Raw genomic sequence first — 16320 nt, 5'->3', positions numbered from 1 at the left:
CTTATGCCCCCGTGGCCTGTTCAACGGCGCGCCGGACGGCCTTGTCCGCCTTGGCCAGCTTCTTGTTGGTGGTCCTCCGGGCGTCCGAGGCAAGGTGCGAGGCACCCTTGCGGGCATCGGCCGCCAGGTGCTCGGCGCGCCAGGCCAGGCCCGGCTTGCCGGCCGTGTCCACGGAGGCGAGCAGTGCCCCGCCGCTCAGGGACAGGTTCTTCAGCAGCTGGTTGCGGCGCGTTTCGCGGCCCTCCTTGCTGCTGATGTCCGCGCTGCGCCACTCCACGAAGGTATTCAGCAGGGAGATGACGGTGAGCAGGGTGGCCGAGAGCCTGGAGAACTTGCCCAACCCGAAGAGAACGCCGGCGCCCACCTGGGTCCCGCCGATCACACGGGCCAGCATTTTCTCGTCCGCCTGGAACGGCAGGGACGCCGCAGCCTTGCGGAGCAGGGGGGAGAGCTGCTGCGCCGTATCGTCGGTGTTCTTGAGCTTATCCACTCCGGCAAGGACAAAGCTGGAGGCCAGCATGGGGCGGGCGAGCGTGCGTATAAAGGGCATGGATTTCCTCCTGGATGGACGAACCGCGTCTTCGGCGGGGAGTCCGTTCTAGTCTTGCACTTTTGGGGAATATTTGCCTGCGACCGGGGGTTATGGCAAAGGCGGGTCGGCAAGGGCGGCCGCTATTCGAATCATGAAATAGATGTTCCACGACATACAGAGCGGAGCTGGGCCTTGAGGCAGGTGTTGGACGGAGTGGAAGCAGTGGGCCCGTTGGCTGTTGGCCTGGTGGATGAGGATGCCTCCGGGTATGGCTCGCCGCGCGCGCGGAGCCTGACAGTAGACTTGAAGGCAATGAGCACCCTGGATCCGGCCGTCTCGGCCATGTATGAGGCTTCGAACAGCGACGTGAAGGGCACGCCCGCTGCGGCGCCCGTGTCCGCATCGGCTGGCGCCCCCGAACCAGCGGCCGGCGCCACGGAAACGCTGGTGGACGTCTCGACGGAAACCCCTGAACAGCGGCGGGTCCGCTTCGAGCGTGATGCCATGCAGTACGTGGACCAGCTGTATTCGGCGGCGATGCGGATGGCCCGGAATCCCTCGGATGCCGAAGACCTCGTCCAGGAGGCCTATACGAAGGCCTTTTCGGCATTCCATCAGTACAAGCCGGGAACCAACCTCAAGGCGTGGTTGTACCGCATCCTGACCAATACGTACATCAACCTGTACCGCAAGCGGCAGCGCGAACCGCTCCAGTCCAATTCGGACACGATCGAGGACTGGCAGTTGGCGCGGGCCGAATCACACACCTCCAGCGGGCTCCGTTCCGCTGAGGTAGAGGCGCTGGACCACCTCCCGGATTCCGACGTCAAGCGCGCGCTCCAGGACATTCCGGAAGAATTCCGCCTTGCGGTGTACTTCGCGGACGTCGAAGGCTTCGCGTACAAGGAAATCTCAGACATCATGAACACGCCCATCGGCACGGTGATGTCCCGGCTCCACCGCGGCCGGCGAATGTTGCGGGACATGCTGGCGGAATACGCCGCCGAGCGCGGATTCAAATCGGCCGCGGATGCACAGGACCCGGCTGCAAGCACACAACAGGAGAGCAGGAAATGAGCGACTGCCAGGGATTGGGCGATTGCGACGACACCCGGATGCAACGCATCTACGAATACCTCGATGGTGCGTTGACCCGGGAAGACATCACGGAGATCAAGAACCACCTGGATGACTGCCCGGAGTGCACGGAGCAGTACGACCTCGAGTGCGTCATCCGGAACATGGTTAAACGCTCCTGCACCGAAGCTGCACCGGACAACCTGAAGAACGCCATCCTGGACCGGATCCACTCCATCCGCACGGTGGAGGCATAGGGCCCATACGCACGCCCGGACAGCTGCAGTAAAAAGCAAAGGACCCCGGAAGCCGATTGGCTTCCGGGGTCCTTTGCTTGAACCGTAGTCCCTGGCATTTGCCTAGGTGTTGGGGCGCTTCCCGTGGTTCGCGCCGCCACGCTTACGGTCACGACGCTTGCGTGCACGCTTGCTCATAGCTGGCCTCCTTACTGTCGGTACTCAAAAGAGCTGCCCTCAAGTCTCCCACAACATCAGTGCGCCCGCGAACCGGGAGCACCCGCATGACCTGCGATAAGGCGCTGCCTGCCGGCGCCTTACGGCTTCAGCGAGTTCCGGACGGCGATGCGGGCCTGCTCCAGCACTGTGCGCATGGTCTCCAGGGTGACAGGGCCCAGGGGCTGGCTCCGGGCGTGTAGCCGGAGTTCGGTGCGGAGATCGTCCCGGAACTCCTGGAGCATCAGCTCGGCCTCCTTCAGTGACCGTGATCCTTCCGGCGGCACCCTGCCGCCGGGAACCCGGAAGTCCGTTGCGTGGGCGGCGGTGCGGGCCGCCTCGGCCGTGGCAGCCAGGTCCGCCCGGAGGCCGCGCATATTGCTGCGGATGTCCTCCCGCAGGCCGTCGGCCAGCCTTCGCACTGACGCCGAGATGTCGTTCTCCACCCCGGCCAGCTCGTCCCTCCGCCGGTTCAGCTCCGCGAGTCCTGCAGCGGTGATGTGGTAGTTGGTGCGGCGGCCGGCCGATTCCGTGGCCACCAGGCCCTCTTCCTCCAGCTTTCCCAAACGGGGATAGATGGTGCCGGCACTGGGGGAATACGTCCCGCCAAACCGGTCCTTCAGGGCTTTGATGAGTTCGTAGCCGTGTTTAGGGCCGGATTCGAGGAGCGCAAGCAGGTAGAGGCGCAGTGCACCGTGCGCGAATACCGGGGGCATCAGTGCCCCGTTTCCGCATTTCCGGCATTCGAGCTGTGGAAGATGGAGGTCTTCCCGGAAACCGAGTTTGTCCGGACCAGCATCAACTGCTCGTCCGGTCCTGCAATGGTCTCAACTTTCCCGCCCACGGACGTGTACTGCCGGTTGCCGATGACCACGGCGCCGCTGGCAGACTTGGCAACAATGTCCACACCGACGTCGTGGGGCAACCGGATGGTGACGTCGCCGGAGACTGAGTTGGCCACGAAGTCGTTGGCGAAGCCGTGCAGGTCGAAGGTCAGGTCACCGCTGACGGTGTTGGCGCGAATGTTCGTGAAGTGGCCGGACGCCGTCACTTCGCCGGAAACACTCTTTGCGGTGAGGACGCCGGTATGGTGGCGGGCAGTCACTTCGCCGCTGACGGTGTTGACGTGGAGTTCCCCGCCTGTGCCGTCCGCCATGACCGATCCGGATACCGTGTTGAGCCGGGTGTGCCCGGTTACTCCGGACACCAGGCCGTCGCCGCTGACGATGCCGGCCTCGACCTCCACGTTCCCGGGAACGGCGATGCTGATCACCGCGGAATTTTCGCTGTTGTGGTTGACTGCTCCCATTAGATTCTTGAACCAGCCCTGGGGGCCATGCAGCTGGTGGCGCACTTCAAGGCGGCCGTGGTTAACGGACACCTCCACTGGATCACCGTGGACGTCGGATATTTCGATCCGGGTGACGGGCTCCTGGTGGACCACAACATCGAACCTGCCCTGGACCATGCCCAGCTTCAGGGACGTCACGCCGTCCACATCGATGGTCTGCGGGCTGCTGACGGACCAGTTCTGCTCAGACATGGGAACCTCCGAAGGCGATATATCGTGTACAGATCACGCTACCTCTGGTTGTGGAGCACGTCAAGATATATCGCGAACTGCTAGGCGGGGGTGTCCATTCCCAGCCACTGGAACCAGCCGCGGTGCAACACCAGCCACGCCATGAGGCCATACCCTGCCTGGCCGGGCGTTCCGGCGTTGGCAGCCAGGTCCTGCCGCCACTGCTCGTGGTTCAGGAGCGGGGAGAAGGTATCAACGTAGAGGTGCTTGCGCCGCGTGGTGACGTCCGCGAATGCCGTGTTCAGCTCGTCCAGCCGGCGGTTCTGGGCAGGATCGAGGGTGGGCGGCGGACCCACGACGAACACTTCGATCCGGTTTTGCGAGGCCGAGTCCAGGATGTTTGCCAGGTTCAGCCTGCTGCGCGCGGTGGAGAGGCCGAATTCGATGTCGCGGCCGGAGAGGCCGATCACCAGGCGGTTCTCGGCGTGGCTGCTGAACCTCCGTCCGGCCTCCTCCAGCCACCGGGCGGCCAGGCCCTCGGTGCCTTCCTGCGGGCAGGGGAGGGCGTAGCTTTCCAGGAGCAAGCCGTCCTGGGGAGTGCGGGCCAGGACACGGCCCAGCCAACCGAGCGCCCGGGGATCTCCGAGTCCGGCCAGCAGTTCATCTCCTACAGCCGCAATGCGCAGCTTCCTGTCTTCCACACGATCCTCTTTACGTCGTTCCCTGGCCGCTGCCACCGTTGGTGCAAGGGGGCGGCGCTGTCCATCCATTAAACAGAACTGCCCGGCCGGAGTCTGGGATTTCGACGTCCGGCCGGGCAGCCTCAGTGCTTACTTCCGTGCAAATGCCTGCTTCAGGAGCACGTCCTGCTCCGCGGCGTGCCGCTTCATGGAGCCGGCGGCCGTGGAGGCAGACGCAGGACGCGAGACCAGGCGGATCCGGCGGTCCAAGGCGTCCGGCAGGTTCAGGCCGATGAACGGCCACGGACCCTGGTTGGCGGGCTCGTCCTGGGCCCAGACAACCTCGGCGTTCGGGTACTTGGCAAGCTCAGCCGCGATCTCGGCGTGCGGCAGCGGGTAGAGCTGCTCGACGCGCACGATGGCCGTGGTCTTGTCGCCGGTCTTCTGCCGGGTGGAGAGCAGATCGTAGTACAGGCGGCCGGAGACTAGCAGGACGCGCTCGACGGCGTCCGCGGCCAGCTGCTCATGCTCACCAATGACCGGGCGGAAGGTGCCGCTGGTGAAGTCCTCGACGGACGACGCGGCAGCCTTCAGGCGCAGGAGCTGCTTGGGCGTGAAGATGATCAGCGGCTTCCGCGGCCGGCTGTACGCCTGCCGGCGCAGCAGGTGGAAGTGCGAAGCGGCCGTGGTGGGGTTGGCCACGACCATGTTCTCTTCGGCACACAGCTGCAGGAACCGCTCAATCCTGGCGGAGGAGTGGTCGGGGCCCTGGCCTTCGTAGCCGTGCGGAAGCATCAGTACCAACGAGGACCGCTGGCCCCACTTCTGCTCGGCAGAGGAGATGAACTCGTCGATGATGGTCTGGGCGCCGTTCACGAAGTCGCCGAACTGGGCCTCCCAGAGGACCAACGCGTCCGGCCGCTCCACCGAGTAGCCGTACTCGAAGCCCATGGCCGCGTATTCGGACAGCAGGGAATCGTAGATCCACAGCTTGGCCTGGTTGTCCGAGAGGTTGCCCAGGGGGAGCCATTCCTGGCCATTGGCGCGGTCGTGGAACACGGCGTGCCGCTGGACGAAGGTGCCGCGGCGGGAGTCCTGGCCGGCGAGGCGCACGGGCACGCCTTCCATGATCAGGGAGCCAAAGGCCGCGATCTCGCCGAAGCCCCAGTCGATGCCGCCTTCGCGGGACATCTGCTCACGCTTTTCGAGCAGCTGCTTGAGCTTGGCATGGACCGTGAAGCCCTCTGGGATCTCGATGTGGGCCTTGCCGATGCGGGCCAGGGTATCCGCCGAAATTGCCGTGGCTACCGGCGTGTTGGCATCGGCGTCGGACTGCTGGGCAATGGGCCTCTCGATATCGGACACAGCAGCGGAATCCGCCGTCACGATCGGGATCGGGGAGGTCTGGGCTGCGTGCGTCTCCGCGAAGACGCGCTCCAGCCGCTCCTGGTAGTCGCGGAGCAGCTGCTCTGCTTCTTCCTCGGTGATGTCGCCACGGCCGATCAGCGACTCGGTGTACAGCTTGCGGACGGAGCGCTTGGCCTCAATCAGGTTGTACATCAGCGGCTGGGTCATCGAGGGGTCGTCGCCCTCGTTGTGCCCGCGGCGGCGGTAGCACACCATGTCGATGACAACGTCCTTGTGGAAGCGCTGCCGGAACTCATAGGCGAGCTGGCCGATGCGGACCACAGCCTCGGGATCGTCACCGTTCACGTGGAACACTGGCGCCTGGATCATCTTCGCGACGTCAGTGGAGTACGTGGACGAGCGCGAGGAAGACGGGGCGGTAGTGAAGCCCACCTGGTTATTGACCACGATGTGGATGGTTCCGCCGGTGCGGTAGCCGCGCAGCTGGGACAGGTTGAGGGTTTCGGCAACAACGCCCTGGCCGGCGAAGGCGGCGTCGCCGTGTACCACGATGGGCAGCACGGGGAAGGACTCGCCCTGGTCCAGCCGGTCCTGCTTGGCGCGGACGATGCCCTCAAGTACGGGGTCCACGGCCTCGAGGTGGGACGGATTTGCAGCCAGGTAGACCTTGGTCTCCTTGCCGGTATCCGAGGTGAACGTGCCTTCGGTGCCCAGGTGGTACTTCACGTCACCGGAACCCTGGACCGAGCGGGGATCCTGGGTGCCCTCAAACTCGCGGAACACCTGTGCGTAGGTCTTGCCGGCAATGTTGGTGAGGACGTTCAGGCGGCCGCGGTGGGCCATTCCGATGGCAACTTCATCCAGGCCGTCGTCGGCGGCGTCCGACATGATGGCGTCGAGGAGCGGAATCAGCGACTCGCCGCCTTCGAGGGAGAAGCGCTTCTGGCCCACGAACTTGGTCTGCAGGAACGTTTCGAAAGCCTCGGCAGCGTTCAGCTTGGAAACGATGCGCAGCTGCTCTTCACGGCTCGGCTTCGAGTAGGGGTGCTCCAGCTGGTCCTGGAACCACTTGCGCTCGGCAGGCTCCTGGATGTGCATGTATTCGATGCCGGTTGTGCGGCAGTACGCGTCGCGCAGGACGCCCAGGATGTCGCGGAACTTGAGCGTCGGCTTGCCGCCGAAGCCGCCGGTGGGCCATTCGCGGTCCAGGTCCCACAGGGTTAGACCGTAGGTCAGCACGTCCAGGTCGGGGTGCTTGCGCTGCACGTACTCAAGCGGATCGGTGTCCGCCATCAGGTGTCCGCGGACGCGGTAGGAGTGGATCAGCTGCTGGATACGGGCAACCTTGTTGATCTCGTCGGCCGGGTCCACCTGCTTGTCGGCGCTCCAGCGGACGGGCTCGTAGGGGATGCGCAGGGCTTCGAAAATCTCGTCGTAGAAGTTCTGGGCACCCAGCAGGAGCTGGTGGACAAGCTTGAGGAACTCACCGCTGCCGGCACCCTGGATGACGCGGTGGTCGTACGTCGAGGTAAGGGTAAGGACCTTGCTGATGGCGTTGTGGGCAATGATCTTCTCGCTGGCGCCCTGAAACTCGGCAGGGTAGTCAAGGGCGCCGACGCCGATGATGGCGGCCTGGCCCTTGGAGAGGCGGGGCACCGAGTGGACGGTGCCGATGCCGCCGGGGTTGGTCAGCGAAACCGTGGTGCCCTGGTGGTCCTCGGCGGTGAGCTTGCCGTTGCGGGCGCGCTTGATCAGATCCTCGTAGGTGTGCCAGAACTCGGCAAAGTTGAGGGTCTCAGCCTTTTTGATGTTCGGAACCATCAGCAGGCGGGTGCCATCCGGCTTGGGCATATCGATGGCGATGCCGAAGTTGACGTGGGCCGGCTGGACTGCTGAAGGCTTGCCGTCCACCTCGTCGTAGTACACGTTCATCGAGGGGAACTGGGACAGCGCCCGGATGACGGCATAACCGATGAGGTGCGTGAAGGAGACCTTGCCGCCACGGGCGCGGGCGAGGTTGGAGTTGATGACCACGCGGTTGTCGATCAGCAGCTTGGCGGGAATGGCCCGGACGCTGGTGGCGGTGGGCACCTCAAGACTGGTGACCATGTTGGTGGCTATTGCCTTGGCCGGTCCGCGGAGGACGGAAACAACGTCTTCTTCAGGGGCGGTGGGAGCCTTGACGTTCTTGGGCAGCTGGGCCGGAATCGGCTGTGATCCGGAGGTGGACTCAGTCTTCTTGCCGCCGTCGCGGGCCACGGTGGCGGGAGCCTTTTTAACGGGCGCGGGTGCCGGTGCGGCAGCCGGCGCGGCCGGGGGAGTGGCCGGTGCTGCTGCCGGCGACGGTGCCGGAGCCGCAGGAGCCGCGTTCACAACTGGCATTTCCCGGGTTGGAGGATGGGCAGTGGCCTGCCCCGAATTTCCGTTGGAAGAAGAACTGCTGCCCGAGTCGAACGATTCAAACAGCGGCCACCACTTGGCATCCACAGCGTTCTTGTCCTGCTGGTACTGCTCGTACAGTTCGTCAACGAGCCACTCGTTTCCGCCAAATTCCTCTGGTAGACGGTGGCTTGGCTGCTCTGGCACTTGAAATACGCCTCTTCCATGAGTTTGATTTCTCTCCGGCCCCACGGTGCGTCAACACTACGTTCGAACCAGTCTCTGCGTCCTCTGAACCCAGACCTTTGCAAGTCTAGTAACCATGTTGTGCTAACTGCCAATAAGGGTGACCCAAATCATGAAGTGACGCGGGAACGGCCAAATATGGCGGCCGGAAGCGTGTGAACAAGGGGTTTTAGGGGTAGGCCGTTACGGCGCTTCCGGGCCGTACCCGGAGCGCCGGGAGGCTGGAGGCGTACCTGTAGACTGAAGTCCTTATGGACAGTAAATCTAGGTGCCGGCCTGGGGGCTGTCAGCGGAGCGCGAAGCACTGCGCCGCACAGTCCACCCGCAGAGCCGGCAAACCCCGAACACGCGCCCATCACCCGCAGGCGGTCCCTCCGGCCGCCGCCCGCCAGGAAAGAGGCTCGGCCTCCGCCGACCATCCTCCGCCGGGCAGATATCCCGGTTACCCCGATCCACGCCCGTGCGCAGTACAGGCGGGATGCTGAATGGAATGGCTCTTCCTTGCCGCAGGCCTGCTGCTGATTGCGGGTACCGGCTTCTTCGTAGCCGTTGAGTTTTCCCTCATTGCACTTGACCAGCCGACGGTCCAGCGCGCCGTGGACGACGGCGACGCGGGCGCGGTCCCGCTGCTCGCCTGCCTTAAGTCCCTGTCAACGCAGCTCTCCAGCTGCCAGCTGGGCATTACACTCACAACGCTCCTCACTGGATACGTGATGGAGCCATCGGTGGGGCAACTCCTGGAAGCCCCGCTGGCCGCCGTCGGACTTCCCGACGTCGCCGTCGCCTCCATCTCGCTGGTCCTGGCCATGGTGATCGCCACCCTGCTCTCAATGCTGCTGGGGGAATTGGTTCCCAAGAACATGGCTATTGCCCTGTCCTTCCGGGTGGGTAAGGCCCTTGCCCGGCCCCAGCTGGTCTTCACCGCGGTTTTCAAGCCTGCCATCGTGCTGCTGAACGGCTTCTCCAACCGGGTGCTCCATGTGTTCGGCCTGGAAGCGAAGGAAGAAATCTCGGGGGCACGCACCCCGGCAGAGCTTGCCTCGCTGGTCCGCCGGTCGGCGGCCATGGGAACGCTCGACGCCGGGACGGCCAACTTCATCGCCCGTACCCTTAACTTCTCCACCAGGACGGCCGCGGACGTGATGACGCCCCGCATCCGGGTGGAGACGATCGATGCCGACCAGCCCGTCGCCGACATCGTTGCTGCCGCCCGCCGGACCGGTTACTCCCGGTTCCCGGTTATTGGCGACTCCGCGGACGATATCCGCGGCCTGGTCCATGTCAAGAAAGCCGTGGCCGTTCCGTGGGAGCGCCGGCAGAACCTTGAGGCCGGAGCCATTATGACGGAGGTGCTGCGGGTTCCGGAGACCATCCACCTGGATGCCCTGCTGGCCGAACTTCGCGAAGGAAACCTGCAACTCGCCGTCGTCCTGGATGAATACGGAGGAACCGCCGGTATCGCCACGCTCGAGGACCTTGTGGAAGAAATTGTCGGTGAAGTGGCGGACGAGCATGACAAGGTCCGCCCCGGCCTGCTGCAAAGCGCTTCGGGTGACTGGTATTTCCCGGGCCTGCTGCGGCCGGACGAGCTGTCCGAACAGATCCCGGGACTGACAGTGCCTGACGAGGCTGCCTACGAGACTGTGGGCGGCTACGTCATGAGCATGCTGGGCCGGATCGGCGTGGTGGGAGACACCGTGCCGGTGGGCGGCGGAACACTGAGCGTCACGCGAATGGACGGCCGCCGGATCGACCGCATCTGCTTTCGGCCGGTTGCACCGGATGACGTGGCCGGGGACACCAACGACGGGAACGGCCGATGAGCGACTGGGCAGGAATTGTGTGGCTTGGAGTCCTGCTGCTTGGCAACGCCTTCTTCGTGGGCGCCGAATTCGCCGTGATGTCGGCCCGCCGGAGCCAGATTGAGCCCTTGGCGGAGGCCGGTTCCAAGCGCGCGCAGACAACGCTGAAGGCGATGGAGAATGTTTCGCTGATGCTGGCATGCGCCCAACTGGGCATCACTGTATGTTCGCTGCTTATCCTCCTGGTGGCGGAACCCGCCATCCACCACCTGCTGGCTGTCCCGCTGGAATCCCTGGGCCTGCCCATCGAGGTGGCCGATGTGGCCGCGTTCGCCGTGGCGCTGATGCTTGTCACGTTCCTGCACGTGACTTTCGGCGAGATGGTCCCGAAGAACATTTCGGTGTCCGTTGCGGACAAGGCCGCACTGCTTCTCGCGCCGCCGCTGGTGTTCATCTCCCGGCTCGTCAACCCGGTGATTTCGGTCCTTAACTGGTCGGCAAACCACATCCTCAAGCTGCTGCGGATCGAGCCAAAGGATGAAGTCAACTCCTCGTTCACCCTGGAGGAGGTCCAGTCGATCGTCCAGGAATCCACCCGTCATGGCCTGGTGGACGACGACGCCGGCCTGATCACCGGCGCGCTTGAGTTCTCGGAACATACCGCCGGGGACATCATGGTCCCGCTGGAGAACCTGGTGATGCTGAAGGCTCCCACCACTCCGGTGGAGTTTGAAAAGGCAGTCAGCCGTACCGGATTTTCCCGCTTCCCGATGCTGGATGACGAGGACATGCTCTATGGCTACCTCCATGTGAAGGACGTCCTGTCCATCCCGGAACCGGCCTATGGGTTTCCGATCGCCGAGAGCCGGATCCGGTCGCTGGCCAACCTGGCATTGGATGACGAGATTGAAAAGGCGATGTCCGTCATGCAGCGTACGGGCTCGCACCTGGCCCGCGTCATTGGACCGGACGGCAAGACGCAGGGCGTGCTGTTCCTCGAAGATGTCATCGAGCAGCTGGTGGGCGAGATCCGGGACGCCACCCAGGCCACCGGCATCCGCCGTCTGGGCCACCCGAACGGAGGCTGACCGGCCTGACCCTTCCCGCCACTGGCGGGAAGGGTGGTCCCGGCCGGGGCTAGATAGGAATGATTCCTATTTACGTATAGACTTGAGGGGTTGTTCTTCCCTCCCCAGTGAACCGAGGTCTTTCCGTGCGCCGTTCCGCAGCCGCCCGTTCGTCAGTCGCCGCCCTCGCCGGGTTGGGACTCCTGTTGACCGCCTGCAGCCCGGAGGCGCAGCCCTCGTCGGACTCCGCCGACGGCATCAACATCGTGGCATCGACGAACGTGTACGGCGATATCGCAAAGACCATCGGCGGAGACAAGGTCAGCGTCACCGCCATCATCAGCAAGACCAGCCAGGACCCGCACTCCTACGAGGCGACCGCGCAGGACCGGCTGGCGGTGTCCAAAGCGGACCTCGTCATCGAGAACGGCGGGGGTTACGACGATTTCCTCCACACCCTCGCCGAGGACAGCAACCTCGACGGCGGCAAGGTGCTCAACGCCGTCGAACTCTCCGGACTGGCCCATCCCGAGGAGGAGGAAGCCTCCGCCGAAGCGTCCGCGCCGGAATCAGAACCGGCCGATGAGCACGACCATGGCGAATTCAACGAGCACGTCTGGTACAGCCTGCACGCCATGGAGAAGCTGGCGGGCGACATCGCCGCAAAGCTCTCGGAACTGGACCCTGCTTCGGCGCAGACATTCCAGACCAATGCCGAAAACTTCACCTCCACCCTCGAAGGCCTGCACGGAAAGCTGGATTCCGTGAAGGGTGCTGCTGCCGGGGCGCCGGTGGCAGTGACCGAGCCGGTTCCTCTCTACCTGCTGGAGGACGCCGGGCTGGTTAACGCAACGCCTGAGGACTACACTGCTGCGATCGAGGAAGGCTCAGACGTGCCGCCGGCCGTACTCAAGGCCACAACCGACCTCGTAGCCTCCAAGTCGGTCCGCTTCCTCGCCTACAACCAGCAGACCGAGGGGCCGCAGACGGAAGCTGTGAAAAAGGCAGCCGAGACAGCAGGAGTCCCTGTGGTGGATTTCAACGAAACCCTCCCTGAGGGCAAGACGTACTTGCAGTGGATGACGGAGAATGTGGACACCATCAGCAAAGTTCTGGAGAGCAAATAGTTGAAGCCCGTCGTCAGCCTCACCGGAGCGTCCCTGAAATTTGGCAAGCGGGTGCTCTGGGAGGATTTGGACCTGGACATCAAACCCGGCGAATTCTTTGCCGTGCTTGGTCCCAACGGAAGCGGCAAGACCAGCTTCCTCAAGGTCCTGCTCGGCCTGCAGGACCTGCACCAGGGACGGGCTGCACTGGGCGGCCGCACCGTTGAGCGCGGCAGCCGCCTGATTGGCTACATCCCCCAGCAGAAGTCGTTTGCCCCGGACACTCCCATGCGGGCCAGGGATCTGGTGGGGCTCGGGGTGGACGGCCACCGCTGGGGACTGCGGCTGTCCCCAGCCAAGGCAAACCGCAGGATTGACGAGCTCCTCGACCTCGTGGGCGCCAGCGATTATGCAAAGGTGCCCGTGGGGCAGCTGTCCGGCGGCGAGCAGCAGCGGCTCCGGGTTGCCCAGGCGCTGGCCACCGATCCCCAGGTCCTTCTCTGCGACGAACCGCTGCTGTCCCTGGACCTGCACCACCAGCAGGCCGTGAGTGCCTTGATCAACAGGCAGTGCCGCGACCGGAACAGCGCCGTTGTGTTCGTAACCCATGAGATCAACCCCATTATCGACTACGTGGACCGGGTGTTGTACCTGGCCGGCGGGCGGTTCAAGGTGGGGACGCCGGAGGAAGTCATGACCACCGAAGTCCTCTCCGATCTCTACGGCAGCCACGTCGAGGTGATCCACGCCAACGGCCGGATCGTGGTGGTGGGGCTTCCGGATGCCACCACCCATCACCATGCCGAGCCCCATGCCCTGGCGGGGGAGGCCGCCTGATGGACGCAGACAGTATCCTGGCGGCAATCTTCAACTTCGAGAACTACGGCGAGCTGTTGGTCCTGGTTCAAAACTCGATCTGGGCGGGCGCCGTCCTGGGCCTCCTTGGCGGCCTGGTGGGCACCTTCGTCATGAAGCGGGACCTGGCCTTCGCCGTCCACGGCATTTCTGAACTGTCCTTTGCCGGGGCGGCCTTCGCCCTGCTGATCGGCGCCGACATTGTGTTCGGGTCACTCGTCGGGTCCGTTGCGGCGGCACTCCTCCTCGGCCTGATGGGGGTCAAGGCCCGGGACAAGAACTCCACCATCGGCGTCCTCATGCCGTTCGGCCTGGGCCTGGGCATCCTGTTCCTGTCCCTGTACGAGGGCCGCGCAGCCAACAAGTTCGGCCTGCTCACCGGGCAGATCGTCTCGGTGGATACGGTCCAGCTCACGGCCCTCGCCGGAACGGCGCTGGTTGTGATGGTGGCGCTGGTGGCCATCTGGCGGCCGCTGAACTTCGCCAGCCTCGACCCCGAACTCGCCGAGGCCCGCGGTGTTCCCGTCCGCCGGCTGGGCATCGTCTTCATGGTCCTGCTGGGTATCAGCGTTGCCCTGTCCATCCAGGTGGTGGGGGCCCTCCTGGTGCTTGCCCTGCTCATCACCCCCGCGGCAGCCGCCTTGCGGGTGACGTCATCGCCGGTGGCCGTGGTGGTGTTGAGCGTAGTTTTTGCCGTTACTGCCACAGTGGGCGGCATCCTGCTGGCACTGGGCGGCCGCATCCCGATCAGCCCTTACGTCACCACGTTGTCCTTCATTATCTACGTGGTATGCCGCGCCATCGGCTCCGTCAGGGCCGGCAAGGGAATCAACGGCAGGGTCCTGCAGGCGCAGTAACCGTCGGCGGTTACTGCCTGCTACAGCTTGCCTGCAGCCTTCAGGGCCGTGCATTCCGGGCAGAGGCCAAAGATTTCCACCGTGTGGGCCACCTCGCTGAAGCCATGCTCCGCGGCGGTGTGCGCTGCCCAGGTTTCGACGGCGGGTGCCTCCACCTCCACGGCTTTGCCGCAGTTCCGGCACAGCAGGTGGTGATGGTGGCCGGTAACGGCGCAGCGACGGTAGACCGCTTCGCCCTCACCGTTGCGCAGGACGTCCACCAGGCCTTCATCGGCAAGCGACTGGAGTATCCGGTAGGCCGTGGCGAGTGAAACGGACACGCCCTGGTTCTGCAGGATCCGGTACAGCTCCTGGGTGCTGACGAAGTCGTCCAGCTCATCCAGGGCGGCACTGACGGCCCGGCGCTGCTTGGTGACGCGCTGTTCCTTGCCGCCCGTTGCCGGGGAGGGCGTAGTGGAATCAACCTTGGCGCCGAGCGGCATGGATGGACTCGCTTCCTTGGGGATCATGGCAAAGACCAAGATTACCAGCCAAGCCCTCGTGGACACCGTTCCGGACAGGACCCTAGGCTGGCGCTATGAAGCTGACGAAATACACCCACGCCTGCGTCCGCCTCGAAAAGGACAGCCGGGTTCTGGTCCTGGATCCCGGCAACTTCTCCGAAACCGGGCAGGCGCTGGCAGGGGCCGAAGCCGTGCTGGTCACGCACGAGCACGCCGACCATGTCGACGTTCCCGCTGTTGTGGACGCACTCCGAAGCACCACGGACCTGGCGGTTTACGCCCCGGCCGGGGTAGCTGACCATCTGCGGACCGAAGTTCCGGAAGCAACGGCCCGGATTAACGCGGTGGAACCCGGAATGTCGCTGGATGTGGCGGGCTTCGCGGTGCGCAGCTTCGGTGGCCAGCACGCCCTGATCCATCCGCAGATCCCGGTGGTGCCGAATATCGGCTACCTCATTGATGACAACGTCTACCATCCGGGAGATTCGTTCATCGTTCCGGACGGCATCAGCGTCAAGACCCTGCTGGTTCCGCTGCATGCGCCCTGGAGCAAGTCGGCGGAAGTAGTGGACTTCGTCGTCAGCATACGGGCGCCCCGGGCATTCCAGATCCACGACGGGCTCCTCAATGACAACGGCCTGAAGATTGTGGAGGGCCACGTCAAAAGGATCGGCGCCAAGTACGGGACCGAGTACAGCCACCTGCGCGCCGGGGAGTCCGTGGAGGTCTAGGCGACGTCCGGGTCCCACCGTCCTGTATCGAAGAAGGTCCGGATCGCTGCTTCATAGGGCGCGGGGTCCAGGCCCTGGGATGCCAGCCAGTCCTGGTTGTAGTAGTTGCCCGCATAGCGTTCCCCGCCGTCGCACATCAGCGTGACAATGCTGCCCTTCCGGCCTTCGGCGACCATGCCGGCGATGGTCTGCCAGACACCCCAGAGATTGGTACCGGTTGAGGGGCCGGAGTGGAGTCCTGCAAGGACGGAAAGGTGGCGCATGGCTGCCACGGATGCGGCGTCGGGGACCTGGACCATGCGGTCGATGACGGACGGCACAAAACTGGGCTCCAGCCGCGGCCGTCCAATCCCCTCGATCCGGGATGGCAGGCCCGCCGGCACGGCGTCATTCCCGCCGCGCCACCCCGGATAGAACGCAGAGTTTTCGGGATCAACCACCAGCAGTCGCGTGGGGTGGCTGTGGTAGCGCAGGTAGCGGCCAATCGTGGCACTCGTTCCGCCGGTCCCGGCACCCACCACAATCCAGTCCGGAACCGGATGCTCCTCCAGCTGGAGCTGCCCGAAAATCGACTCCGCGATGTTGTTGTTGCCGCGCCAGTCCGTGGCCCGCTCGGCATAGGTGAACTGGTCCATGTAATGCCCGTTGCAGGTGGCGGCAACCTCTTCGGCTGCGGCATACACATCCGAGGCGTGCTCAACCAGCAGGCACGACCCGCCGAACTGCTCGATCAGGTGAATTTTCTCCTGGCTCGTGGTCCGAGCCATGACTGCGATGAACGGCAGTCCCAGCAGCTGGGCAAAGTACGCCTCGGAGACGGCGGTGCTGCCGCTGGACGCCTCCACGATGGTGGTGTCCGCCCTGATCCAGCCGTTGACCAGGCCGAAGAGGAACAGCGAGCGCGCCAGCCGGTGCTTCAGGCTGCCGGACCGGTGCGTCGATTCGTCCTTCAGGTACAGCTGGACGCCCCAGTGTTCAGGCAGCGGCACGGAGTAGAGATGGGTGTCCGCCGAACGGTTGTTTTCCGCCCGGATGGTGCGGATGGCATGGTCTGCCCAGTCCCGGTCTGACCACCCGCGGCCTGCCCAGTCCGTGTCCCTGCCGTTGCTGCCGTCCTCAATCTTCACCAATCCAGCCTACCCG

The 16320-nt window shown here is 64.6% G+C and carries 16 protein-coding genes; 8 read left to right on the top strand and 8 right to left on the bottom strand.

Annotation, left to right across the window (positions count from 1 at the left end; genetic code table 11):
- Position 1: 1 nt before the first annotated feature.
- Positions 2–550 (bottom strand): DoxX family protein, encoded by a 549-nt coding sequence (locus tag AC5RU7_RS01450; protein WP_494050785.1) that lies wholly within the window; start codon positions 548–550, stop codon positions 2–4.
- Between the two features lie 294 nt (positions 551–844).
- Here AC5RU7_RS01450 and AC5RU7_RS01445 point away from each other — a divergent pair, with 294 nt between their 5' ends.
- Together AC5RU7_RS01445 and rsrA are read left to right on the top strand one after the other, a co-directional pair.
- On the top strand, positions 845–1609 hold the full coding sequence (locus tag AC5RU7_RS01445) for a sigma-70 family RNA polymerase sigma factor (protein WP_494050784.1): 765 nt from the start codon (positions 845–847) through the stop codon (positions 1607–1609).
- Positions 1606–1866 carry a mycothiol system anti-sigma-R factor gene (rsrA, locus tag AC5RU7_RS01440; protein ID WP_009356877.1) on the top strand — a complete coding sequence of 87 codons (261 nt, stop codon included), beginning with the start codon at positions 1606–1608 and terminating at the stop codon, positions 1864–1866. The genes AC5RU7_RS01445 and rsrA overlap by 4 nt, the downstream gene beginning before the upstream one ends.
- Before the next feature lie 102 nt (positions 1867–1968).
- Here rsrA and AC5RU7_RS01435 read toward each other — a convergent pair whose 3' ends face one another.
- The 5 genes from AC5RU7_RS01435 to AC5RU7_RS01415 all read right to left on the bottom strand — a co-directional run bounded on the left by AC5RU7_RS01435 (position 1969) and on the right by AC5RU7_RS01415 (position 8217).
- Entirely contained in the window at positions 1969–2043 is a 75-nt protein-coding gene (locus tag AC5RU7_RS01435; protein ID WP_369299106.1) for a 50S ribosomal protein bL37, read from the bottom strand.
- A gap of 119 nt (positions 2044–2162) precedes the next feature.
- Positions 2163–2777 (bottom strand): PadR family transcriptional regulator, encoded by a 615-nt coding sequence (locus tag AC5RU7_RS01430; protein WP_494008671.1) that lies wholly within the window; start codon positions 2775–2777, stop codon positions 2163–2165.
- Entirely contained in the window at positions 2777–3604 is an 828-nt protein-coding gene (locus AC5RU7_RS01425; RefSeq protein WP_494050783.1) for a DUF4097 family beta strand repeat-containing protein, read from the bottom strand. The genes AC5RU7_RS01430 and AC5RU7_RS01425 overlap by 1 nt, the downstream gene beginning before the upstream one ends.
- Positions 3605–3684: 80 nt before the next feature.
- Positions 3685–4284, bottom strand: coding sequence for a GDSL-type esterase/lipase family protein (locus AC5RU7_RS01420; protein ID WP_494050782.1), 600 nt, complete (start codon positions 4282–4284; stop codon positions 3685–3687).
- 129 nt (positions 4285–4413) lie between these two features.
- A complete protein-coding gene (locus AC5RU7_RS01415) occupies positions 4414–8217 on the bottom strand; it encodes a multifunctional oxoglutarate decarboxylase/oxoglutarate dehydrogenase thiamine pyrophosphate-binding subunit/dihydrolipoyllysine-residue succinyltransferase subunit (protein WP_494050781.1) in 3804 nt (1267 codons plus the stop codon).
- 524 nt (positions 8218–8741) lie between these two features.
- Here AC5RU7_RS01415 and AC5RU7_RS01410 point away from each other — a divergent pair.
- The 5 genes from AC5RU7_RS01410 (at position 8742) to AC5RU7_RS01390 (ending at position 13943) form a co-directional block, all read left to right on the top strand.
- Positions 8742–10079, top strand: a complete 1338-nt coding sequence (locus AC5RU7_RS01410; protein ID WP_494050780.1) for a hemolysin family protein — start codon at positions 8742–8744, stop codon at positions 10077–10079.
- Positions 10076–11146, top strand: a complete 1071-nt coding sequence (locus tag AC5RU7_RS01405; RefSeq protein WP_494008666.1) for a hemolysin family protein — start codon at positions 10076–10078, stop codon at positions 11144–11146. Before AC5RU7_RS01410 ends, AC5RU7_RS01405 begins: the two co-directional genes overlap by 4 nt.
- A 125-nt stretch (positions 11147–11271) precedes the next feature.
- The gene (locus AC5RU7_RS01400) at positions 11272–12252 is read left to right on the top strand and encodes a metal ABC transporter solute-binding protein, Zn/Mn family (protein ID WP_494050779.1); all 981 of its coding nucleotides are present in this window, start codon (positions 11272–11274) and stop codon (positions 12250–12252) included.
- A complete protein-coding gene (locus tag AC5RU7_RS01395; RefSeq protein ID WP_494050778.1) occupies positions 12253–13068 on the top strand; it encodes a metal ABC transporter ATP-binding protein in 816 nt (271 codons plus the stop codon).
- The gene (locus AC5RU7_RS01390) at positions 13068–13943 is read left to right on the top strand and encodes a metal ABC transporter permease (RefSeq protein WP_494050777.1); all 876 of its coding nucleotides are present in this window, start codon (positions 13068–13070) and stop codon (positions 13941–13943) included. Before AC5RU7_RS01395 ends, AC5RU7_RS01390 begins: the two co-directional genes overlap by 1 nt.
- 20 nt (positions 13944–13963) lie before the next feature.
- Here AC5RU7_RS01390 and AC5RU7_RS01385 read toward each other — a convergent pair whose 3' ends face one another.
- Positions 13964–14425 (bottom strand): Fur family transcriptional regulator, encoded by a 462-nt coding sequence (locus AC5RU7_RS01385; protein WP_494008990.1) that lies wholly within the window; start codon positions 14423–14425, stop codon positions 13964–13966.
- Positions 14426–14520: 95 nt separating this feature from the next.
- On the opposite strand from AC5RU7_RS01385, the gene AC5RU7_RS01380 reads away from it, so the two are divergent.
- Complete coding sequence (locus AC5RU7_RS01380) at positions 14521–15177, top strand: MBL fold metallo-hydrolase (RefSeq protein ID WP_494050776.1); 657 nt, start codon at positions 14521–14523, stop codon at positions 15175–15177.
- Here AC5RU7_RS01380 and AC5RU7_RS01375 read toward each other — a convergent pair.
- Positions 15174–16304 carry a PLP-dependent cysteine synthase family protein gene (locus tag AC5RU7_RS01375; protein ID WP_494050775.1) on the bottom strand — a complete coding sequence of 377 codons (1131 nt, stop codon included), beginning with the start codon at positions 16302–16304 and terminating at the stop codon, positions 15174–15176. The genes AC5RU7_RS01380 and AC5RU7_RS01375 overlap by 4 nt on opposite strands.
- Positions 16305–16320: the final 16 nt, after the last annotated feature.

It is taken from the genome of Arthrobacter sp. K410C, from assembly GCF_059090105.1.
The sequence above is the reverse complement of the archived record's forward strand: the minus strand, read 5'-3'. Positions and strand labels throughout refer to the sequence as shown.